The sequence below is a fragment of the Streptomyces sp. NPDC048507 genome, from assembly GCF_043199995.1.
Lineage (GTDB): Bacteria > Actinomycetota > Actinomycetes > Streptomycetales > Streptomycetaceae > Streptomyces.
Window position 1 is genome coordinate 295,901 of record NZ_JBICWZ010000007.1, and the last position, 21,037, is coordinate 316,937.

General features: G+C 72.5%; 19 protein-coding genes. 9 read left to right on the forward strand and 10 right to left on the reverse strand.

Going from position 1 to position 21,037, the window contains the following annotated elements; genetic code table 11:
- The first annotated feature begins 33 nt into the window (after positions 1–33).
- A complete protein-coding gene (locus ACGFXC_RS21605) occupies positions 34–774 on the forward strand; it encodes an LON peptidase substrate-binding domain-containing protein (protein ID WP_393715082.1) in 741 nt (246 codons plus the stop codon).
- A 14-nt stretch (positions 775–788) separates the two neighbouring features.
- Complete coding sequence (ybaK, locus tag ACGFXC_RS21610; protein WP_393715084.1) at positions 789–1,289, forward strand: Cys-tRNA(Pro) deacylase; 501 nt, start codon at positions 789–791, stop codon at positions 1,287–1,289.
- Positions 1,290–1,379: 90 nt separating this feature from the next.
- Here the strand turns inward: ybaK and ACGFXC_RS21615 are convergent, their stop codons facing one another.
- Genes ACGFXC_RS21615 through ACGFXC_RS21630 form a run of 4 tightly spaced genes read right to left on the reverse strand, consistent with a single transcriptional unit; the run spans position 1,380 to position 5,250 of the window.
- Entirely contained in the window at positions 1,380–1,994 is a 615-nt protein-coding gene (locus tag ACGFXC_RS21615) for a hypothetical protein (RefSeq protein WP_393715085.1), read from the reverse strand.
- Between the two features lie 34 nt (positions 1,995–2,028).
- Positions 2,029–2,835: an ABC transporter permease gene (locus ACGFXC_RS21620; protein WP_393715087.1), complete on the reverse strand. Its 807-nt coding sequence runs from the start codon at positions 2,833–2,835 to the stop codon at positions 2,029–2,031.
- Positions 2,832–3,869, reverse strand: a complete 1,038-nt coding sequence (locus ACGFXC_RS21625) for an ABC transporter ATP-binding protein (protein WP_393715089.1) — start codon at positions 3,867–3,869, stop codon at positions 2,832–2,834. The genes ACGFXC_RS21620 and ACGFXC_RS21625 overlap by 4 nt, the downstream gene beginning before the upstream one ends.
- A gap of 28 nt (positions 3,870–3,897) precedes the next feature.
- The gene (locus ACGFXC_RS21630; protein WP_393715091.1) at positions 3,898–5,250 is read right to left on the reverse strand and encodes an NYN domain-containing protein; all 1,353 of its coding nucleotides are present in this window, start codon (positions 5,248–5,250) and stop codon (positions 3,898–3,900) included.
- 221 nt (positions 5,251–5,471) lie between these two features.
- On the opposite strand from ACGFXC_RS21630, the gene ACGFXC_RS21635 reads away from it, so the two are divergent.
- Positions 5,472–5,639 carry a hypothetical protein gene (locus ACGFXC_RS21635; RefSeq protein ID WP_393715093.1) on the forward strand — a complete coding sequence of 56 codons (168 nt, stop codon included), beginning with the start codon at positions 5,472–5,474 and terminating at the stop codon, positions 5,637–5,639.
- A gap of 97 nt (positions 5,640–5,736) precedes the next feature.
- On the opposite strand, the gene dnaE is transcribed toward ACGFXC_RS21635, so the two are convergent.
- A complete protein-coding gene (gene dnaE / locus ACGFXC_RS21640) occupies positions 5,737–9,279 on the reverse strand; it encodes a DNA polymerase III subunit alpha (RefSeq protein WP_393715094.1) in 3,543 nt (1,180 codons plus the stop codon).
- Between the two features lie 166 nt (positions 9,280–9,445).
- Here dnaE and ACGFXC_RS21645 point away from each other — a divergent pair, with 166 nt between their 5' ends.
- The 5 genes from ACGFXC_RS21645 to ACGFXC_RS21665 all read left to right on the forward strand — a co-directional run bounded on the left by ACGFXC_RS21645 (position 9,446) and on the right by ACGFXC_RS21665 (position 15,369).
- Positions 9,446–10,771, forward strand: a complete 1,326-nt coding sequence (locus ACGFXC_RS21645; protein WP_393715366.1) for a DUF2252 domain-containing protein — start codon at positions 9,446–9,448, stop codon at positions 10,769–10,771.
- Between the two features lie 70 nt (positions 10,772–10,841).
- Positions 10,842–11,531: a hypothetical protein gene (locus ACGFXC_RS21650; RefSeq protein WP_393715095.1), complete on the forward strand. Its 690-nt coding sequence runs from the start codon at positions 10,842–10,844 to the stop codon at positions 11,529–11,531.
- Between the two features lie 54 nt (positions 11,532–11,585).
- Positions 11,586–12,380 (forward strand): DsbA family protein, encoded by a 795-nt coding sequence (locus ACGFXC_RS21655; protein ID WP_393715097.1) that lies wholly within the window; start codon positions 11,586–11,588, stop codon positions 12,378–12,380.
- Positions 12,381–12,509: 129 nt separating this feature from the next.
- Positions 12,510–14,192, forward strand: coding sequence for an alkaline phosphatase D family protein (locus ACGFXC_RS21660; RefSeq protein WP_393715098.1), 1,683 nt, complete (start codon positions 12,510–12,512; stop codon positions 14,190–14,192).
- Positions 14,193–14,415: 223 nt separating this feature from the next.
- Positions 14,416–15,369, forward strand: coding sequence for a zinc metalloprotease (locus ACGFXC_RS21665; protein WP_393715367.1), 954 nt, complete (start codon positions 14,416–14,418; stop codon positions 15,367–15,369).
- A 129-nt stretch (positions 15,370–15,498) separates the two neighbouring features.
- Here ACGFXC_RS21665 and ACGFXC_RS21670 read toward each other — a convergent pair whose 3' ends face one another.
- On the reverse strand, positions 15,499–16,077 hold the full coding sequence (locus ACGFXC_RS21670; protein ID WP_393715369.1) for a dienelactone hydrolase family protein: 579 nt from the start codon (positions 16,075–16,077) through the stop codon (positions 15,499–15,501).
- Between the two features lie 64 nt (positions 16,078–16,141).
- On the opposite strand from ACGFXC_RS21670, the gene ACGFXC_RS21675 reads away from it, so the two are divergent.
- Positions 16,142–17,203, forward strand: a complete 1,062-nt coding sequence (locus ACGFXC_RS21675) for a mechanosensitive ion channel family protein (protein ID WP_393715371.1) — start codon at positions 16,142–16,144, stop codon at positions 17,201–17,203.
- 19 nt (positions 17,204–17,222) lie between these two features.
- On the opposite strand, the gene ACGFXC_RS21680 is transcribed toward ACGFXC_RS21675, so the two are convergent.
- From ACGFXC_RS21680 to lspA, 4 genes are all read right to left on the reverse strand, one after another.
- Positions 17,223–18,815 carry a Na+/H+ antiporter gene (locus tag ACGFXC_RS21680; protein WP_393715100.1) on the reverse strand — a complete coding sequence of 531 codons (1,593 nt, stop codon included), beginning with the start codon at positions 18,813–18,815 and terminating at the stop codon, positions 17,223–17,225.
- Positions 18,816–18,913: 98 nt separating this feature from the next.
- Positions 18,914–19,384, reverse strand: a complete 471-nt coding sequence (locus ACGFXC_RS21685; protein WP_393715101.1) for a GNAT family N-acetyltransferase — start codon at positions 19,382–19,384, stop codon at positions 18,914–18,916.
- Positions 19,381–20,322 carry an RluA family pseudouridine synthase gene (locus tag ACGFXC_RS21690; protein WP_393715103.1) on the reverse strand — a complete coding sequence of 314 codons (942 nt, stop codon included), beginning with the start codon at positions 20,320–20,322 and terminating at the stop codon, positions 19,381–19,383. Before ACGFXC_RS21690 ends, ACGFXC_RS21685 begins: the two co-directional genes overlap by 4 nt.
- 41 nt (positions 20,323–20,363) lie before the next feature.
- On the reverse strand, positions 20,364–20,930 hold the full coding sequence (lspA, locus tag ACGFXC_RS21695) for a signal peptidase II (RefSeq protein WP_393715105.1): 567 nt from the start codon (positions 20,928–20,930) through the stop codon (positions 20,364–20,366).
- Positions 20,931–21,037: the final 107 nt, after the last annotated feature.

Consider the following 21,037-nt stretch of genomic DNA (forward strand, 5'->3'; position numbering starts at 1 on the left):
GGCCCGGGCCGTCCGGCCACTACCCTGTGCCTCGTGACCACCGTTCGCCTGCCCCTCTTCCCGCTGAACCAGGTTCTGTTCCCGGGCCTCGTGCTGCCGCTGAACATCTTCGAGGAGCGCTATCGCGCCATGATGCGCGACCTGCTGAAGACCGGGGAGGACGAGCCGCGCCGGTTCGCCGTCGTGGCGATCCGCGACGGCCGGGAGGTCGCGCCGACCGCGCCCGGTCTGCCCGACCAGACCGCCCTGCCCGAGCGGGGTCCGGCGGCCGGCTTCGGCGCGGACCCCGTACAGGCCTTCCACCGGGTCGGCTGCATCGCGGACGCGGCGACGATCCGGGAGCGCGAGGACGGCACCTTCGAGGTCCTCGCCACCGGCACCACCCGGGTGCGGCTGCTCTCCGTCGACGCGTCGGGGCCGTTCCTGGTCGCGGAGCTGGAGGAACTCCCCGAGGACGCGGGCGACGGCGCGGGGGCCCTCTCCGAGGGGGTCCTGCGGGCCTTCCGCAGCTACCAGAAGCGGCTGGCCGGGGCCCGCGAGCGCACCCTGGCCCCGGCGCCGGACCTGCCCGACGAGCCGTCGGTGGTGTCCTACCTGGTGGCGGCCGCGGCCGTGCTCGACATCCCCTCGAAGCAGCGGCTCCTCCAGGCCCCCGACACCGCGACCCGCCTCGCGGAGGAGCTCAAGCTGCTCCGCTCGGAGACGGCCGTGATCCGGCACCTGCCCTCCCTCCCGGCGGTGGAACTGACCCGCGCCCCGACGAGCCCGAACTGACGGAGGCCGACGAGATGGCCAAGAAGAAGCAGCAGACGGCAGCGGGCACCCCCGCGATGGCGGCCCTCACGGCGGCCGGCGCCGACTTCACCACGCACGCCTACGAGCACGACCCGGCCCACCCCTCGTACGGCGACGAGGCCGCCGAGGCCATGGGCGTCTCCCCCGACCGGGTCTTCAAGACCCTGGTCGCGGAGGCCGACGGGGTCCTCACGGTGGCGGTGGTCCCGGTCTCGGGCTCGCTCGACCTGAAGGCCCTGGCCTCGGCGGTGGGCGCCAAGCGGGCGGCGATGGCCGACCCGGCCCTGGCGGAACGCACCACGGGCTACGTCCGGGGCGGCATCTCCCCCCTGGGCCAGCGCAAGCGCCTGCGCACGGTGGTGGACGCCTCGGCGGCGGCCCACGCCACGATCTGCGTCTCGGCGGGCCGCCGGGGTCTGGAAGTGGAGCTCGCCCCCACCACCCTCACCGCCCTCACCACGGCCACCCTGGCCCCCATCGCCCGCCCCGCCTGAAGCCCGCCGGCGCCTGAGGCGCGGGCGCGCAGCGCCGTGTCCTGAGCCGCGTCGGCGTCCGAGGCGGGAGCGGTGGAAGGGCGGGGGCCGTCAGGACGCGGCCGGGTCCGCGTGGACGTGGGGCGGCGGGTAGCTGCCCGGCCAGTCCTCCGCCGGAGCCGCGTCGCGCGGCCCCCACACCGCGGTCAGCGCCAAGTGCACCGCCACCGCCGCCATCGGCCACACCAGCAGCGCCCCGTGCGCGAGCAACTGCAGCGGCGCGTCGAACGGCACCCCCTTGCCCGCCCTGGCGGCGGCGGCCGGCACGTCGGAGGTCGGCCCGAGCCACAGCCCCAGCCGCCACCCCACCAGCGCGGCGAAGCACGCCCCGACGGCCAGCCCGATGACCAGCGGCACGCCCCCGCGCCGCCGCCACAGGAAGACGCCGAGCGCGCTCAGCACCCCGAACCCCAGCGCGAGCAGGAAGAAGGTGCCGTCAGCCCCGATCCGGGCCTCGCTCTCGGTATCGCGCAGGAAGACGGCCTCGCCGTTGGAGACGTACTGGACGCGCGGGGCCAGCCACACCCACAGCAGCCCGAGGAGCACGCCCGACACGCCCACCACGAGGGCGACGGCGGCCCCGTCGCGGATGTCCGCCGGAGTGACGGCGGCCTCCGGCTTCGGGAGGTCGGAGGGGGACGGCGGCGGGGTCAGGGCTTCGGTCACCCCCACATCGTGCCAGGTACCCCCGCCGTCGGCGTCAGCGGACCGCCGCCCGGCGGTACGCCCAGGTCGCGGCCGCCAGCGAGAGCACTCCGACGGCCCCGCACACCCCGAGGTCGAGGGCGACGGCCGCCCAGTCGGGGTGCGGGGCGAAGGTCTCCGCGAAGGCCTGCACCCCGTAGGTGGAGGGCAGCAGGTCCCGGGCCCAGACGATGAGCTCCGGCATCCGCTCCGGCGGCAGCACCCCGAGCAGCAGCGCCGCCGACATGCCGAGCTGGCCGGCCAGCGTGGCCAGCTCCTGGCGCGGCGCGAGCAGTCCCAGCGCGGCGCCGAGCCCCGCCAGCGCGGCTCCGGCCAGCGGCACCACCGCTGCCAGGATCCACAGCCCGCCCATCGGCAGCCCGAACAGCACGCAGCCGAAGACGGCCGTGACCAGGGTCCCCGGCAGGGTGAAGGAGGCGTACGCGGCCGCGGCGCCCAGCACCACGGAGGCGGGCGGCACCGGCAGGGTGGCGTAGTGGTCCAGCCCGCCGCTCGCCCGCAGCTGCCCGAAGTACTGCGCGAGCAGGTTCAGCGCGACGAAGGCGACGACGAGCACCGACGAGCCGGCGACGACGGCCCGCGCCTCGGAGCCGCCGCCCCCGTCGACCACGCCGCGCATCAGGATCATGATCCCGACGGACTGGAAGGTGGCGACGAACAGCAGCGGGATCCGCGCCACCCGGGCCCGGGACAGCTGGGCCCGGTACACGGCGGCGAGCGCGGGGAAGAACCGGGCGCGGGGCGCGAGCACCCCGGGAACGGCGGCCGGCCCGGCGGCAGCGGCGGCAACGACGTCGGTCACGACTTGACCAGGCCCTTCATCCGGCCGCCCAGCGCGAGGTACACGTCCTCCAGGCTCGGCGTGGCCAACGTGAAATCGTCGAGGGCGGCGAACGCCGGTCCCCCGGTCACGGCCGCGACGGCCGCCCGCGCCTCCTCCTGGCCCAGCCGCAGCACCCAGCGGCGCCCCGACTCGGCGGCGGCCGGGGCGAGCGCCGCGACCTCCGGCACCTCCAGCGGCGCGGCGGTGCGCCACACCAGTTCCAGACGGACCTCGTCGGAGACCGCCGCCTTGAGTCCGGCGGGGGTGTCGCAGGCGATGACCTTGCCCTGGTCGATGACGGCGACCCGGTCGAGGACGGTCTCGGCCTCGATGACGTTGTGGGTGACCAGCAGGACGGTGGCCCCGTGCCGGGCGCGGCGCCGGTCGACGGCGGCCCACACCGCCCGCCGGGCGACCGGGTCCATGCCGGTGGTGGGCTCGTCGAGGACGAGCACGGGCCGCTCCCCCACCAGTGCGGCGGCGAAGCAGGCGAGGCGGCGCTGACCGCCGGAGAGCTTCTTCAGGGGCCGCCCGGCGATCGGGGTGAGCGCGAGCTCCTCCAGCACCTCGTCCCGCGCGGCGCGGGCCTCGCGGGCGCCGAGGCCGCGCAGCCGGCCGGTGGTCTCGGCCGCGAGGGCGACGGTGAGTTCGTCGAGGGCGGTGGACTCCTGGCCGAGGTAGGCGAGGAGGCGGGCGGCCCGTTCGGGGTGGCGCACGAGGTCGTGGCCGAGCAGGGTGACGCTGCCCGCGTCGGGCCGCATCAGGCCCGTGAGCTGGCGGACCAGGGTGGACTTGCCGGCGCCGTTGGGGCCGAGCAGGCCGAAGACCTCGCCGCGCCGGACCTCCAGGCAGATCCCGTCGGTGGCGCGGGTCTCGGGCAGTGCGGGCGCCCCGCGCCGGCCGCGGACGGCCGGGTACGTCTTGACCAGGTCACGCACCGCGCAGACCACGTCGGAAGCCGCTGCGGCGGCCGCTGCCGTGCTGTGCCCTGCCTGTGCTGTGCCCGTACTCACGAGGGAGCAGCCTACGCGGCTTCCGCCCCTACTCGGCCGCCGGGGTCGGCGGGCCCGGGAGCACCGGGGCGCCCACCGGACCGGGCGCGCCGCCCACGTGCTCGGCCGCCGCGCGGACGTCGATCTCGCGCCAGAACCCGGCGCGGATGGCGTAGCGGTCGTGTTCGTCGATCTGGTCGTCCTTGTGGGCGAGCAGCCCGAACCGGGCGGCGTAGCGCAGCAGCTCGCCGTCGATGCGGTGCGGGACGCGCGGGTACATGGTGGCGAGCTTCTGGAGGTGGACGGTCTCCGGGAGCCGCTCCATCCAGCGCCGGGCGAACACCTGGCCGACTTCGAACGGGTCACCGCCGACGGTGGTGATGTCCTCCTCGCGGTCGGCCCAGCGCTGTTCGGCGCTGGTGAGCTGGGCGAGGGTGGGCAGCGAGGCGGTCTCGGAGGGTTCGCCGAGCGGCCCGGCCCGGTCGATCCAGCCCTTGTCGGAGGACCAGCGCAGCGCGCTGGCCGGGCTGGGGGCGCCCTGGCCGTTCTGGGGCTGGTGCGCGGGGCCGGCCGGCTGGCCGGGGGCGCGCAGCGCGGCGAGGTCCTTGGGGGTGGGGACGGGCTTGGCGCCCTCCGCGGCGGGCTCCGGTACGGGGGCTCCGTCCGGGGGGCCGCCGGCGGGGGTCCGGGCGGGGAGGGTGCCGGCGGGGGCCGGGCTCCCGCCGGCGGCCGCACCGTTGCCGTTGCGGGCGGCTTCGGCGAGGGCCGCTTCGGGCAGGGGCGCGGAGAGGATCGCGGCGATCTCGGGGCGGGGCGCGGGGGGCGGGGGGCAGAGTCCGGCGAGGTCGCGGGCGCGGACGGCCCGGGTGATCCAGGCCCGGTCCAGGACGCGGCGTTCGTCGGCTTCGGCGACGAGGTCCTCGGACTGGTTGTAGTCCCCGTCGGCGGCCTGCACGGCCCACAGGTGGACGGCGACGCCGTGTTCCTTGGCGGACATCAGGCCGGGCAGCAGGTCGCCGTCGCCGGTGACGAGGACGACGTCGGAGCAGGCCCGGTTGCGGGCGAGTTCGGTGAGCTCGGCGTGCATGGCGGCGTCGACGCCCTTCTGTGCCCAGCGGCCGTCGCTGCGGGTCAGGGCGCCGAGCCGGACGGTGACGCGGGGCATCACGCGCAGCCTGCGGTGTTCGGGCTGCGGCACCCGGTCGGGGGCTCCGTCGAACCAGTAGATGCGCAGCAGGGGCTGTTCGGTGTCGGCCTCGGCGCGTTCGCGCAGGCCCTGGATGAGGGCGGAGTGGTCGACGGTGATGCGGGAGCGGGAGGGCTCTCCGGCGAGGAGGCTCGCGGCGGCTCCGAGCAGGTATCCGGCGTCCACCAGGACGACGCAGCGGTCCACGCGTTCCACCCTCTTCCCTGCGGTTCCCTGGGGGTCCTCGACAAGTTTTCCCCGAGTGTGCCCGACCGCAAGGGTGTTGACGGCCGGAACTCGATCATCGGCGTGGCGGATGTTCCGGAGGGCCCGGAAAGGGGCTCCACTACGCGCGGCAATGATCCAAAATGCGCGGTTTGTGGGGGTGTGTGAGTGTGAAGGCGGCCCTGGCCCCTACACCCCCACGGAGGCATCCCATGGCCAAGAACAAGAACCAGAAGCAGCCCGCCAAGCAGCAGCCGAGGTCGGCGCAGGATACGTCGAAGGCGTCGATGGAGTCCTCGTCCGAGGAGCGCTCCTCGCAGTCGCCGAGCCCGCTGGACATGGCCCACAAGGGCAAGCAGAAGCGCTTCGGCCACAACTGACCCCGCGCCCGCGCGCGGGAACCCGGAAGGGCTCGTCCGGCAGTGCCGGACGAGCCCTTCCGCATGCGGGTGCGCGACGTACGGGCGCGCGGCTGCGCTAGCCGGCCAGGCAGGAGGGCCCGAGCAGCACCTTGAGGTCGCCGAAGAGCGCCGGGTCGGGCTGGACGCGGTGCTTGTCGAGGCGGAGCACGGTGGTGGTCCGTGGCCCCTGGAGCTTGATCCGGACCTCGGTGTTGCCCCGGTGGTGGCGCAGGATCTCGCCCAGACGGGTCACCATCGGCGGGGTGACCTTGACGGTCGGGATGGTGAGGACGACGGGGGCGTTGGTGCCGGCCGAGGACAGGTCGGGGACCATCATCTCCATGGCGACCAGCCGGGGGACGTCCTCGCGCTTGTCGAGGCGGCCCTTGACGAAGACGACGGTGTCCTCGACCAGCTGGGTGGAGACGAGCTGGTAGGTCGCGGGGAAGAACATGCACTCGATGGAGCCGGCCAGGTCCTCGACGGTGGCGATGGCCCAGGCGTTGCCCTGCTTGGTCATCTTGCGCTGGAGGCCGGAGATGATGCCGCCGATGGTGACGACCGCGCCGTCGCCGTGCTCGCCGCCGGTGAGCTGGGAGATGCCGGCGTCCGTCTTGTCGGAGAGGACGTGTTCCAGACCGAAGAGCGGGTGGTCGGAGACGTAGAGGCCGAGCATCTCGCGCTCCTGGGCGAGCAGGTAGGACTTCTCCCACTCGACGTCGGAGAACTCCACGTCGAGGCCGAAGCCGGGCTCGTCGCTCGCGCCCTCGTCACCCATTGCGCCGAAGAGGTCGAACTGTCCCTCGGCCTCCTTGCGCTTGACCGCGACCACGTTGTCGATCATCGGCTCGTGGTGGGCCACGAGGCCCTTGCGGGTGTGGCCCATCTCGTCGAACGCGCCGGCCTTGATCAGCGACTCGACGGTGCGCTTGTTGCAGACGACGGCCTCGACCTTGTCGAGGAAGTCGGGGAAGGAGGAGTACTTCCCCTTCGCCTTCCTGCTCTTGATGATCGACTCGACGACGTTCTGGCCGACGTTGCGGACGGCGGTCAGGCCGAAGAGGATCACGTCGTCGCCCTGGGCCGCGAAGTTCGGCTCGGACTCGTTGACGTTCGGCGGGAGCACCTTGATGCCCATGCGCCGGCACTCGTTCAGGTAGATCGCGGACTTGTCCTTGTCGTCCTTGACCGAGGTGAGCAGTCCCGCCATGTACTCGGCGGGGAAGTTCGCCTTGAGGTAGGCGGTCCAGTAGGAGACGAGCCCGTACGCGGCCGAGTGGGCCTTGTTGAAGGCGTAGCCGGCGAAGGGGACCAGGACGTCCCACAGGGCCTGGATGGCCTTGTCGTTGTAGCCGTTCTTCCGGGCGCCCTCCTGGAAGATCGTGAAGTTCTTCGCCAGCTCCTCGGGCTTCTTCTTGCCCATCACGCGGCGCAGGATGTCGGCCTCGCCGAGCGAGTACCCGGCAATGATCTGGGCGGCCTTCTGCACCTGCTCCTGGTAGACGATCAGGCCGTAGGTGACCGCGAGCACCTCTTCGAGGGGCTTCTCCAGATCCGGGTGGATCGGGGTGATCTCCTGCTGCTTGTTCTTGCGCAGGGCGTAGTTCGTGTGCGAGTTCATGCCCATCGGGCCCGGCCGGTACAGGGCCGAGACGGCGGAGATGTCCTCGAAGTTGTCGGGCTTCATCAGGCGCAGCAGCGAGCGCATGGGGCCGCCGTCGAACTGGAACACGCCGAGGGTGTCGCCGCGGCCGAGCAGTTCGAAGGTCTTGGGGTCGTCGAGCGGCAGGCCCAGGAGATCGATGTCGATCCCCTTGTTGGCCTTCACCATCTTGACGGCGTCGTCCATGATCGTGAGGTTGCGCAGGCCCAGGAAGTCCATCTTCAGCAGGCCGAGCGACTCGCAGCTCGGGTAGTCCCACTGGGTGATGGTGACGCCGTCGGTGTGCCGCACCCAGACGGGCACGTGGTCGGTGATCGTCTCGCTGGACATGATCACGCCGGCGGCGTGCACGCCCATCTGGCGGACCAGGCCCTCCACGCCGCGGGCGGTGTCGATGACCTTCTTGACGTCCGGCTCGTTCTCGTACATCCCGCGGATCTCGCCGGCCTCGCCGTAGCGGGGGTGCTGCGGGTCGAGGATGCCGGAGAGCGGGATGCCCTTGCCGAGGACGTCGGCGGGCATGGCCTTGGTGAGGCGGTCGCCCATGGCGTACGGGTAGCCCAGGACGCGCGCGGAGTCCTTGATCGCGTTCTTGGCCTTGATCGTGCCGTATGTGCCGATCATGGCGACCTTGTCGGCGCCGTACTTCTCGGTCACGTACCGGATCACCTCGACGCGCCTGCGCTCGTCGAAGTCGATGTCGACATCGGGCATGGAGACGCGCTCGGGGTTCAGGAAGCGCTCGAAGATCAGGCCGTGGGTGAGCGGGTCGAGGTCGGTGATGCCCATGGCGTACGCGACGATCGAACCGGCCGCGGAGCCTCGGCCGGGGCCCACCGCGATGCCCTGGTTCTTGGCCCACATGATGAAGTCGGCGACCACGAGGAAGTAGCCCGGGAAGCCCATCGAGATGATCGTGTCCATCTCGTACTCGGCCTGCTGCATCCGGTCCGCCGGGATGCCCCCGGGGTAGCGGCGGTTCATGCCGCGCATGGTCTCCTCGCGGAACCAGGTGACCTCGGTGTAGCCGTCCGGGATGTCGAACTTCGGCATCAGGTTCCGGAAGGTGAACATGCCCTCGGTGTCGATCTGGTCCGCGACCAGCCGCGTGTTGGCGCAGCCCTCCTGCCAGGCGTCCGAGGAGTCGATGGCGTACATCTCCTCCGTGGACTTCAGGTAGTAGCCGGTGCCGTCGAAGCGGAAGCGGTCGGGGTCCGAGAGGTTCTTGCCGGTCTGGATGCAGAGCAGGGCGTCGTGGGCGACGGATTCGCTCGCGTACGTGTAGTGGGAGTCGTTCGTCACCAGCGGCGGGATGCCGAGCTTCTTGCCGATCTCCAGGAGCCCGTCGCGGACCCGGCGCTCGATCTCGATGCCGTGGTCCATCAGCTCCAGGAAGTAGCGGTCCTTGCCGAAGATGTCCTGGTACTCGGAGGCCGACTTCAGGGCCTCGTCGAACTGGCCGAGGCGAAGGCGCGTCTGGAGCTCGCCTGAGGGGCAGCCGGTGGAGGCGATCAGGCCCTCCGACCACTTGGAGATCGTCTCCTTGTCCATGCGCGGCCACTTCGTGAGCCAGCCCTCGGCGTACGCGTCGGAGGACAGCCGGAAGATGTTGTGCAGGCCGGTGGCGTTCGAGGCCCAGATCGTCTTGTGCGTGTAGCCGCCGGAGCCGGAGACGTCGTCGCGCTTCTGGTGGGGCTGGCCCCACTGGATGCGCCGCTTGTTGCGCCGGGACTCGGGGGCCACGTAGGCCTCGATGCCGATGATCGGCGTGACCCCGGCCTTCTGCGCCGTGTGGAAGAAGTCGTAGGCCCCGTGCAGGTTGCCGTGGTCGGACATCGCGATGTGCGTCATGCCCATCTCGTTGCACGCGTTGAACATGTCCTTCAGCCGCGCGGCACCGTCCAGCAGCGAGTACTGGGTGTGGACGTGCAGGTGCGTGAACGGCGTCTTGGTCACGGTGGGGATCCTCCGGCGGGGAGAGAGGGGGCAGCTCGCAATCCTACGTCGGCCGGGTGACAGATCACGGGCACCGACCGGTACGGTCATCCGTTGCAGAGCCAAGGACCGTGTCCGGAATCCGATCCCGCACGTGATCGACCAGCGCCACCAGGAGGCACCCGCCATGGCGGTACCCGAGACGACCGACGAGCAGCGCGCCGAACAGATACTCGATGTCTTCGACACCGCGTTCGGCGAGCTGCTCGCCGCCGACCCCGCCGCCTTCCAGGTCAAGTTCCGGAAGATGGCGGCCTCGGCCTTCGCCTTCTACCGGGGGACGGCCTGCCTCTTCTACACCGACCTGGAGCGCGACCGGCACGGCGGCCCGTACCTGGACGAGCAGACCGGCCGGGTGTGGATCCACGGCGACCTGCACGCCGAGAACTTCGGCACGTACATGGACTCCAACGGCCGGCTGATCTTCAACGTCAACGACTTCGACGAGGCCTACGTCGGCCCCTTCACCTGGGACCTGAAGCGGTTCGCCGCCTCCGTGGCCCTGATCGGCTACACCAAGGCGCTCAGCGACGGACAGATCAGCGAGCTGGTCCGGATCTACGCGGGCGCCTACCGCGAGCGGATCCACCACCTGGCCACCGGCGCCAAGCACGAGGAGGTGCCCTCCTTCACCCTGGACACCGCCGAGGGGGCGCTGCTCTCCGCCCTGCGCGCGGCCCGCTCCCGCACCCGTTTCTCGCTGCTGGACTCGATGACGGAGATCCGCGACCACGAACGCCGCTTCACCGACGGCGGCGGCGCGATCGAGCTGGACGCGGCCACCCGCTACAAGGTGCTGGCCGCCTTCGACGGGTACCTGGAGACCCTGCCGGAGGAGTCCCTGGTCCGGCCGGACTCCTACCGGGTCAAGGACGTCGTGGGCCGCCGGGGCGTGGGCATCGGCTCGGCCGGCCTGCCCTCGTACAACATCCTGCTGGAGGGGCACAGCGACGCCCTGGAGAACGACGTCGTGATCTACCTCAAGCAGGCGCAGACCCCGGCCGTGTCCCGGCACATCACCGACCGGGCGGTGCGCGAGTACTTCCAGCACGAGGGGCACCGCACGGTGATCTCCCAGCGGGCCCTCCAGGCGCACGCCGACCCGTGGCTGGGCTGGACGGAGCTGGACGGCTCGGGACAGCTGGTCGCGGAGGTCTCCCCGTACGCGGTGGACCTGGACTGGTCCGACCTGGACGACCCGCAGGAGATCGCGGCGGTCGTCGCCGACCTCGGCCGGGCCACGGCGACCATGCACGCGGCGGCCGACGCGGCGGAGAGCGGCCAGTCCCTGGTCCCCTTCTCCACCGAGCGGGCCATCGACGCGGCCATCGCCGCCGACGAGGAGGGCTTCGCCACCCTGCTGGTGGACTTCGCCCACGCCTACGGGGCCCGGGCGCGCGCCGACCACCAGATCTTCGTGGACCTCTTCCGCAACGGCCGGATCATGCCCTAGGCCGGCCGCTCCTGTGGATCCGGAGCCCCGGGGCCCCGGATCCACAGGGAGGCATGAAAGACTCGCGGCGATGGAGATATCAGGGGCAGGACCGAGGGCACTGCGGGCCGCGCTGTTCAGCGCGCTCGTCGTGCTGCTCTCGGCGGGCTCCCACGTGCTCATGTCCCGGGTCCCGCTGCCGCCCGTCCTGGTGGGCGGCGCCTTCGCCGGGGTCTTCGCCCTCGCCTTCGCGCTGGCGGGCCGGGAGCGCGGCTTCGGCCCGATCGCCGGGCTGCTGGTGCCGCTGGAACTGGCGGCCGACACCGTCTTCACCGCCGGGCAGCACGTCTGCTACGGCCCCGCGGGCGGGCCGGTCTCCGGGCCGCTGCGCGCGCTGGGCCTGGACGAGCTGTGCGGCGGGGACCCGGTGGGCGCCCCGCTGGCCCGGATGACCGGTCCCGCCGGGGACCCGGTCTCGCTGCTGGCCTCGCCCGGCCCGTGGACGCCCTGGCTGCTGCTCGGCGCGCACGTCGGCGTCGGGCTGCTGGCCGCCGCGTGGCTGCGGCACGGCGAGCGGGCCCTGGCCCGGCTGCTGCGGGCGGTGGCCGCCTTCGCGTTCCGGCCGCTGCTGCTGGCGGTGGCCTCGGTGGCGGTGGCCGCCCGGTCCGCCGGACGGGCGCTGCGGCCGGTGTTCCCGGGCACGGGGGCCCGTACCCGCTTCCCGGCCCATTCCGTGGGACGACGGGGACCTCCCGTACGCACGGCGCTCGCGAGCGTCTGACGTACGCAGGACAGTCCCCCCTCTTCCGTTCCTCCCCGTCCCACGGAGACCACCATGAGTGCACGCAACAACCAGCAGAACAAGGCCGCGGCCCGCGAGCGGCTGCGCGTCGAGCGCGAGCAGCAGGCCAAGAAGGACAGGGCCCGCCGCCAGATGTTCGTGGCGGGCGGGATCGTCGCCGCCCTGGCCCTGGCCGGCGGCGTCGGCTTCCTGATCGTCAAGGGCAACGAGCCCGGCTACTGGGACAAGGCCGCGGACGCCGCCCTCGTCAAGCCGAAGAACACCGAGGGCGCGGACGGCCTCACCGTGGTCGTCGGCAAGCCCGAGGCCAAGAAGACCCTGGAGATCTACGAGGACTCCCGCTGCCCGGCGTGCGCCGCCTTCGAGCAGTCCTCCGGGGAGCAGATCAAGAAGGACGTCGAGGCGGGCAAGTACAAGCTCCGCTACTTCGGCGCGACCTTCATCGACAACGCGGCCAAGGGCGAGGGCTCGAAGAACGCGCTGAGCGCGCTCGGCGCGGCGCTGAACGTGAGCCCGCAGGCCTTCCTGGACTACAAGGGCGCGCTCTACTCGAAGGAGCTGCACCCCGACGAGAGCACCGACAGCTTCGCCAAGGACGACTACCTGCTGAAGGTCGCGGACACCGTCCCGGCCCTCAAGGGCAACGCCGAGTTCAAGAAGGCCGTCGAGGACGGCACCTACGACCGGTGGGCGATGGACATGTCGAAGGCCTTCAACAAGTCCGGGGTGACGGGCACCCCGACGCTGAAGATGGACGGCAAGAAGATCGAGACCCCGGCCACGCCGGACGCGTTCACGGCGGCGATCGACAAGGCCCTGGCGGGCTGAACCCGGCAGACCGGGTCCGATCCGGGTCATACCGGACGGTGAACGGGCGGGCGGACTCCCAGAGTTCGCCCGCCCGTTGTCGTCCGGGGACTGTTCCCCGTCACATACCGATCAGTAATATCGTTGTCCGTGACCAGTCATCTCATCCCTTCCGCCGGCAGCCCCGACCCGGCCCCCCGCCCGGCGCACCCGCGCCGCCGCACGGTCGTCCTGGCCGCCGCGGCCACGGCCGCGCTCGCCCCGCTCGCCTCCCTGGGCGCCGGCGCCGCCCACGCGGCGGACTTCGCCCCCGCCTTCCTGCACGGCGTCGCCTCGGGCGATCCGCTGCCCGACGGCGTCCTGCTGTGGACCCGCGTCACCCCGGCCCCCGAGGCCGTGCCCGGCTCCGGCCTCGGCGCGGACACCGCGGTGGGCTGGGAGGTGGCCGAGGACAAGGCGTTCTCCCGGATCGTCGCCAGCGGTTCGGTCACCGCCCGCGCCGCGTCCGACCACACCGTCAAGGCCGACGTGCGCGGACTGCGCCCGCAGACCCCGTACTGGTACCGCTTCACCGCGGGCACCGCACTCTCCCCGGCCGGCCGCACCCTGACCGCCCCGGCCGACGGCACCACCACCCCCGGCGTGCGCTTCGGCGTGGTCTCCTGCGCCAACTGGGAGTCCGGGTACTTCTCCGCGTACCGCCACCTGGCCGCCCGCGCCGACCTGCACGCCGTGCTCCACCTGGGCGACTACATCTACGAGTACGCCGCCGGGGCCTATCCCGAGGCGAAGTACACCGTCCGCTCCCACGAGCCCCGGCACGAGATCGTCTCGCTGGGCGACTACCGCACCCGGCACGGCAGGTACAAGACGGACCCCGACCTCCAGGCCCTGCACGCGGCCCACCCGATCGTCGCGATCTGGGACGACCACGAGTTCGCCAACGACGCCTGGTCCGGGGGCGCGGAGAACCACACCCCGGGCGCCGAGGGCGACTGGGCGGCCCGTGCGACCGCCGCGAAGCAGGCCTACTTCGAGTGGATGCCCGTCCGCCCCTCCATCGCGGGCACCGTCTACCGGCGGCTGCGCTTCGGCACCCTCGCCGACCTGCACCTGCTGGACCTGCGCTCCTTCCGCTCCCAGCAGGCCAAGGTCGGCAGCGGCGCGGTGGACGACCCCGAGCGCAGCATCACCGGCCGGGCCCAGCTGGACTGGATCAAGGCCGGCCTGGCGGCCTCGACCGCGACCTGGCAGCTGGTCGGCACCTCGGTGATGATCTCGCCGATCGCCTTCGGCGCGCTGCCCGCGCACCTGCTGGCGCCGCTCACCAAGCTGCTCGGCCTGCCCGAGGGTGGAGTGGCGATCAATGTGGATCAGTGGGACGGCTACACCGACGACCGCAAGGAACTCCTGGGCCACTTGAAGGACCGGAACATCAAGAACACGGTGTTCCTGACCGGCGACATCCACATGTCCTTCGCGAACGAGCTCCCGGTGGAGAAGGCGACGTACCCCGGCTCGGGCACGGCGGCGACCGAGTTCGTGGTGACCTCGGTGACCTCCGACAACCTCGACGACACGCTGCACGTGCTGCCGGACACGCTCTCGCTGGTGGCGGAATCGGCCATCAAGGCCGCGAACTGGCACGTCAAGTGGCTCGACATGGACGCCCACGGCTACGGCGTGCTCGACGTGACGGCCGCGCGTTCGCAGATGGACTACTACGTGGTGTCCGACAAGCGGCGGCAGGACGCGACCTCCGCCTGGCAGCGCTCGTACCGCACGCTCAGCGGCACGCAGAAGGTGGAGCGGGCCGACCGTCCGGTCAACTGATCATCTGTCAAATCTGTTGAGCAGAGGGGCTTCTGGTGCAGACCGGGAGCCCCTTGCGCACCTCCGGCAACAAATCTTTAACCTACGAGTACTTGCCAACTTGATGACATGCACACGTAAGCTTCCGGCCAGCGTGAGGACCTGCCTCACCCCCCACCACGCTTCGCGAGGAGTCAACGTGCGCGCTGTTGCCCGCATATCCCCCCTGCTCCGCCGCCGCCTCATGGGCACGGCCGTGCTGGCCTCCACCCTGGCCTTCGCCCCGCTCACCGCGCCGACCACGGTCGCGGCCGCCGCCGCCAAGACCCCCGCCGAGGTCTGTGCCGAGCAGGGCTCCGCCCCCGCCAACGCCCGGGTGGCCCGCCCGAAGGAGCAGCACGCGGCCGACCCCAACGAGGTCACCGACGCCCAGGTCAAGTCCATGGACGCCGACCTGAGGAAGAAGCTCTCCCAGCTCCAGCTCTCCCCGCAGCAGAGCGAGGGCGTCGCCGGCGCCGCGGCCGCCACCACGACCATCCCGGTCTACGTGCACGTCATCACCTCCGGCACCGCCGGCAAGCTGACGGCCGCCCAGATCAACAGCCAGATCTCGGTCCTCAACGCCGCCTACGCGGGCCAGGGCACCGGCAACGTCAACACGAGCTTCCAGTTCAGCCTGGCCGGGACCGACTACACCGACAACGCGGCCTGGTACGGCGTCTCGGACGGCACCAAGGCCGAGAAGGACATGAAGAACGCCCTGCGCAAGGGCGGCAAGAACGCGCTCAACCTCTACACCGCCAACCTCGGCGGCGGGCTCCTCGGCTGGGCGACCTTCCCCAGCTCCTACGCCTCGCAGCCGAAGATGGACGGCGTGGTCATCCTCAACAGCTCGATCCCCGGCGGCGCGGCCACCAACTACAACCAGGGCGACACCGCCACCCACGAGGTCGGCCACTGGCTGGGCCTCTACCACACCTTCCAGGGCGGCTGCTCGGGCAGCGGCGACTCCGTCTCCGACACCCCGGCCGAGGCCAGCGCCGCCTTCGAGTGCCCGACCGGGCGCGACACCTGCACCGCGGCCGGTGCCGACCCGATCCACAACTTCATGGACTACACGTACGACTCCTGCATGTACCAGTTCACGGCCGGCCAGGTCTCCCGCATGAAGAGCATGTGGACCGCCTACCGCGCCTGATCCGCACGCCCGCCCCACCCGCCCCACCCGCTCCACCCGCCGCGGACGCGGCGCCCGCGCCTCCCCGCGCACCGGCGGGGCCCCCGGCGAGAACGCCGGGGGCCCCGCCCCGTCCGGCCGGGGGCCCGGCTACAGGGTGTCGAGGAAGCCGAGCGCGGCCTTCCAGGTCTCCTCGGCGGCCCGTGCGTCGTAGTCGTCCAGGTCCGGGTCCGTGAACAGGTGCCCGGCGCCCGGATAGGTGTGGACCTCCACGTCCGCCCCCGCCCGCCGCATCCGCAGGTACCAGGCCGTCAGCCAGTCGTGCGGCTCGAACGGGTCCGGGTCCGCGACGTGCAGCTGCACCGGCAGCTCGTCCGCCGTCGCCCCCTCCTCCAGGTCCGCCGTGCCGTGCAGGAGCAGCAGCCCGCGCGCCCGGTCGTCGGCCAGCGCGAGGTGCTGGGCGACGGAGCCGCCGTAGGAGAAGCCCGCGTAGACCAGGCCCCGGTCGGAGTACGGGGCCACGGCCAGCACCGCCCGCTTGAGCAGCTCGTCGCGGCCGACCTCCTCCTGGTGGGCCAGCCCCTCCTCGACCGTCGCGAACGTACGCCCCTCGAAGAGGTCCGGCACCTGCACCTCGTGGCCGGCCGCGCGCAGCCGGCCGGCCGCCGCGTGCACCGCGGGCCGCAGCCCGTACGTCGAATGGAAGAGCACGATGTTCATGCCTCCCATCGTGCCATTCGCGGCGAAGGCGGTGGTCCCGGGACCCGGCGCGGTTAGGTTCTCTGCCATGGAGATGGAGAACGTCCTGCGTCCCGTCGTGGCCTTCGCCGCCGTACTGGTCCTCACCCTGCTCGCCGGATGGCTGCTGGACCTGCTGCTGCGCCAGGCCGACGCCCGGCACACCGAAACCCCGCTCTGGGGACTGCTGCGCCGCTGCGTCACGCCCTTCCGGCTCGTCCTGGGCACCGCCCTGCTCCAGGCCTCGCACCGGCAGGCGGGCGTCTTCCCCGCGCACGGGGCCGCCGTCGGGCACGTCCTGGCCCTGCTCATGATCGCCTCGACCGCCTGGCTCCTCGTCCGGATCGCCACGGCCGTCGTCGATTCCGCCTACGCCCGCTACGCCGCCTCCCGCCCCGACGACGCCCGCGTCCGCCGGGTCCGCACCCAGGTCACCCTGATCCAGCGGGTGGTCACGGCCGTGGCCGTGGTGGTCGCGGCCGCCGCGATGCTGCTCACCTTCCCCGCGATGCGCACCGTCGGCGCCTCGGTGCTGGCCTCCGCCGGCGTCCTCGGCATCGTGGCCGGCATCGCCGCCCAGTCCTCCCTCGGCAACCTCTTCGCCGGCCTGCAGATCGCCTTCGGCGACACCGTCCGCATCGGGGACACCGTGGTCGTGGACAAGGAGTGGGGCAAGGTCGAGGAGATCACCCTGACCTTCCTCGTCGTGCGCACCTGGGACGAACGCCGGATCACGATGCCGGTCTCGTACTTCACCGGCAAGCCCTACGAGAACTGGTCGCGCGGCGGCGCCGAGAGCACCGGCACCGTCTTCTTCCACCTCGACCACGCGGCGCCGGTCGCCCTGATGCGCGACGAGCTCGCCGACCTCCTCAAGAACATCCCCGAATGGGACGGCCGCACCGGCTCCCTGGCCGTCACCGACACCACGCCGAACACCATCGTGGTGCGCGCCGTCGTCACCGCCAGGAACGCCGACGAGGTGTGGACCCTGCGCTGCGCGGTCCGCGAGCAGCTGATCGGCTGGCTGGCCGCCCACCACCCGTACGCCTTCCCCCGCGTGCCGACCGCCGAGCCGCCGCCCCCGCCGCCCCCGCCGCCTGCGCCGGCCGCCTGAGCGGCCGGCCGCCCGGCCGCTAGGGACTGCGCAGGCTGCGCACGTCGAGGTGGCGCAGCACCCGGTCCACGATCTCCGGATCCGACCCCGGCTCGCTGCGCGCCGCCAGCACCTCGTGCCGGGCGGCGGACATCATCTCCCGCTGGATGCGCTGGACGTCCCGGATCCGCTCCACCCGCTTCGCGTACGCCTCCCGCCGCTCCTCGTCGACCAGATCGGGGCTGATCCTCGCCCCGACGTCGTAGGCCCGCCGGTAGAGGACCTCCACCAGGTCCTCGGGCAGGTCCTCGACCTCCTCGATCTCCTTCAGCCGCCGCTTCGCCGCCTTCGCCGCGCGCAGCGCCAGCTGCCGCTGCGTCTCGCGTTCGGCGTCCGGGTCCGCCTCCACGCCGAGCCGCCGCACCAGGGCGGGCAGCGTCAGCCCCTGGCACACCAGGGTCACCATGATGACCGCGAAGGCGATGAAGACGATCTCGTCGCGGGCCGGGAAGGGCTCCCCGGAGTCGGTGCGCAGCGGGATGGCCAGGGCCAGCGCCACGGAGGCCACCCCGCGCATCCCCGACCACCACATCACGACGCTCTCGCGCCAGGTCATCGGGATCTCTTCCTCGTAGTCCCGGCGCCGGTGCAGCTTCTGCGCGAGCCAGCCTGCCGGCAGCAGCCACACCAGCCGCACCCCGACCACCACCACGATCACCACCGCCGCCCACCCGGCCATCTCCCAGACGCGGCCCTTGGCGACGCCGAAGACGTTGTGCAGCTCCAGCCCGATCAGCCCGAACGCCACGCCGGTGACCAGGGTGTCGACGATCTCCCAGAAGGTGTGGCCGGCGAGCCGTCCGAGCACGTCGTCGGCGTCGGAGGCGTACTCGGCGAGGAAGAGCGCCGTCGTCAGGACGGCCAGCACCCCGGAACCCTGGAGCTCCTCGGCCACCACGTACGAGACGAACGGGACCAGCAGCGTCAGCCCGATCTGGAGCGTGGCGTCCCCGAGCCGGCCCATCAGCGCCCGCGTGGCCCAGCCCAGCGCGAGCCCCACGGCCACGGCCACCACGGCGGACAGGACGAACTCGCCGAGGGCGTCGGACCAGGAGAAGCTGCCGCTGACGGCCGCCGCGACGGCGACGTGGTAGAGCACGATCGCGGTGACGTCGTTGAAGAGGCCCTCGCCCTCCAGGATGGACACCATCCGGCGGGGCAGCCCGAGCGAACCGGCGACGGCGGTCGCCGCGACCGGGTCGGGCGGGGCGACGAGTGCGCCGAGCGCGACGGCGGCGGCCACCGGCAGCCCCGGCACGACGGCGTTCGCGACGGCCGCGACGGCCGCGGTGGTCACGAACACCAGGGCCACGGCCAGCAGCAGGATCGGCCGGACGTTCGCCGCGAACTGCCGCCAGGAGGTCCGCTGCGCGGAGGCGTACAGCAGCGGTGGCAGGACGAGCGGCAGGATGTATTCGGGCGGGATGTCCACGTTGGGCACCGCCGGCACCAGGGCGAGCAGCGCCCCGCCGATGGTCATCAACACGGGCGCGGGCAGCCCGAGCCGGTCCCCGAGCGGAACGGTGACCACGGCCCCGAGCAACAACACGAACAGCAGAGCTAGCTGATCCACTCCCCCACCCTGCCACTCCGCCGGCGCCCTCATGCCAGGTCGAAGGTCCCGCCCCGACGTGTCGGCCCTCCCGCGGGCCGCGCGCCGCGGGAGCGGGGCTACGGCAGGGGGCGCCGCATCGCGCGGTGGGGGATGCCCGCGTCCTGGAACTCCGGGCCGTACGCCACGTACCCGAGCCTCTCGTAGAACGCCAGCGCGTGCGTCTGCGCACCCAGGTCGACCGCCGCCAGCCCCAGCAGGCCGGCCTGCGCCTCGATCTCCCGGACCAGCGCCGCTCCGACGCCCAGCCCGCGCGCGGACTTGCGCACGGCCAGCCGCCCCAGCGAGCCGACCTCCGGCGCGCCGGTCTTGCCGAGCGCCGCGGGCCCGTACAGCAGCCGCCCGGTGCCCAGCGCCTCCCCGTCCGGCCCCACGGCCAGCACGTGCAGCGCGACGGCGTCGTACGCGTCGTACTCGACCGACTCCGGAACCGACTGTTCGACCACGAACACCTCGGTGCGCACGGCGTAGCAGGCCGCCAGGTCCGCCTCGGACCCGGCGACCCGCACCGAGACGCCGCCGGCGGTCACTGGCTCTCGGACCGGATCACGTCCAGCGCGTGCTGGAGGTCGGCCGGGTAGCCGCTCTCGAACTCCACCCACTGGCCGTCGGCCGGGTGCTCGAAGCCGAGCCGCACCGCGTGCAGCCACTGCCGGGTCAGCCCCAGCCGCTTGGCGATGGTCGGGTCGGCCCCGTACGTCAGGTCGCCGACGCAGGGGTGGCGGTGCGCGGACATGTGCACGCGGATCTGGTGCGTGCGGCCGGTCTCCAGCTTGATGTCCAGCAGCGACGCCGCCCGGAACGCCTCGATCAGGTCGTAGTGGGTGACGGAGGCCTTGCCGTCCTGGGTCACCGCCCACTTGTAGTCGGCGCTGGGGTGGCGCCCGATCGGCGCGTCGATCGTGCCGCTCATCGGGTCGGGGTGGCCCTGCACGAGCGCGTGGTAGCGCTTGTCCACGACCCGCTCGCGGAACTGGTTCTTCAGCGAGGTGTAGGCGCGCTCGGACTTGGCGACGGCCATCAGCCCGGAGGTGCCGACGTCGAGGCGGTGCACGACGCCCTGCCGCTCGGAGGCGCCGGAGGTGGAGATCCGGTAGCCGGCGGCGGCGAGGCCGCCGATGACGGTGGTGCCGGTCCAGCCGGGGCTCGGGTGGGCGGCGACGCCGACAGGCTTCATGATCACGACGATGTCGTCGTCGTCGTGGATGATCTCCATGCCCGGTACCGGCTCGGCGACGAGCTCGACCGGCCGCGGCGGGGCGGGCATCTCTACTTCGAGCCAGGCGCCGCCGTGCACGCGCTCGGACTTGCCGACGACGCTGCCGTCGACCGAGACCTTCCCCTCCGACGCCAGCTCGGCCGCCTTGGTCCGGGAAAATCCGAACATACGGGCGATGGCGGCGTCGACGCGCTCGCCCTCCAGGCCATCGGGAACGGGCAGGGTGCGGATCTCGGGAATCGTACTCACCTGTCGAGTATGCAGGACTCGGCAGAGGAGGATTCCCGCGATCAGTCCTTGTGGACGGTGCCGTCCGGGTCCAGACCCCGGAAGGACAGCAGGACGATCAGGATCCCGCCGCACACGATCGCCGAGTCGGCGAGGTTGAAGACCGCGAAGTGGGCCGGGGCGATGAAGTCGACGACCGCCCCCCGGAACACGCCCGGCGAACGGAAGATCCGGTCGGTCAGGTTGCCCAGCGCGCCGCCCAGCAGCAGGCCCAGCGCGATGGCCCACGGCAGGCTGTACAGCTTGCGCGCCAGCCGCACGATCACCACGATCACGGTGGCCGCGATGCAGGTGAAGATGATCGTGAAGGCCTCGCCGAAGCCGAAGGCGGCCCCCGGGTTGCGGATCGCCGAGAGCTTCAGCAGGTCGCCGACGAGCCGGATGGGCGGCTCGTGCTCCAGCCTGGCCACGACCAGCATCTTGCTGCCGAGGTCGAGCAGGTACGCGAGCACCGCCACGACGAGCAGCGCCACGATCCGCCGCCGGCCCCGGGGCGCGACCGCCTCCGGCCGCGGCTCGGCGTCGTCCCCGACGTCCGGAGTACCGATGATGCGCTCCGCCTCTGCCACGTGAGTCCCTCGACTAGCTCGATCCCGACGAGACACGAGAGTACGTCAGGGGGCGCCGGTCGCGCCCGGGCCGCCCGCGCCCGGGCCGGCGCCCTCGCCCGCGCCCC

Bases quoted from the DNA above. Each gene is read 5' to 3' on its own strand.
- ACGFXC_RS21675 (WP_393715371.1), top strand. From the start codon at position 16,142: ATGGAGAACGTCCTGCGTCCCGTCGTGGCCTTCGCCGCCGTACTGGTC.
- ACGFXC_RS21670 (WP_393715369.1), bottom strand. From the start codon at position 16,077: ATGGGAGGCATGAACATCGTGCTCTTCCATTCGACGTACGGGCTGCGG.
- ACGFXC_RS21655 (WP_393715097.1), top strand. From the start codon at position 11,586: ATGAGTGCACGCAACAACCAGCAGAACAAGGCCGCGGCCCGCGAGCGG.
- ACGFXC_RS21665 (WP_393715367.1), top strand. From the start codon at position 14,416: ATGGGCACGGCCGTGCTGGCCTCCACCCTGGCCTTCGCCCCGCTCACC.
- ACGFXC_RS21650 (WP_393715095.1), top strand. From the start codon at position 10,842: ATGGAGATATCAGGGGCAGGACCGAGGGCACTGCGGGCCGCGCTGTTC.
- ybaK (WP_393715084.1), top strand. From the start codon at position 789: ATGGCCAAGAAGAAGCAGCAGACGGCAGCGGGCACCCCCGCGATGGCG.
- ACGFXC_RS21635 (WP_393715093.1), top strand. From the start codon at position 5,472: ATGGCCAAGAACAAGAACCAGAAGCAGCCCGCCAAGCAGCAGCCGAGG.
- ACGFXC_RS21645 (WP_393715366.1), top strand. From the start codon at position 9,446: ATGGCGGTACCCGAGACGACCGACGAGCAGCGCGCCGAACAGATACTC.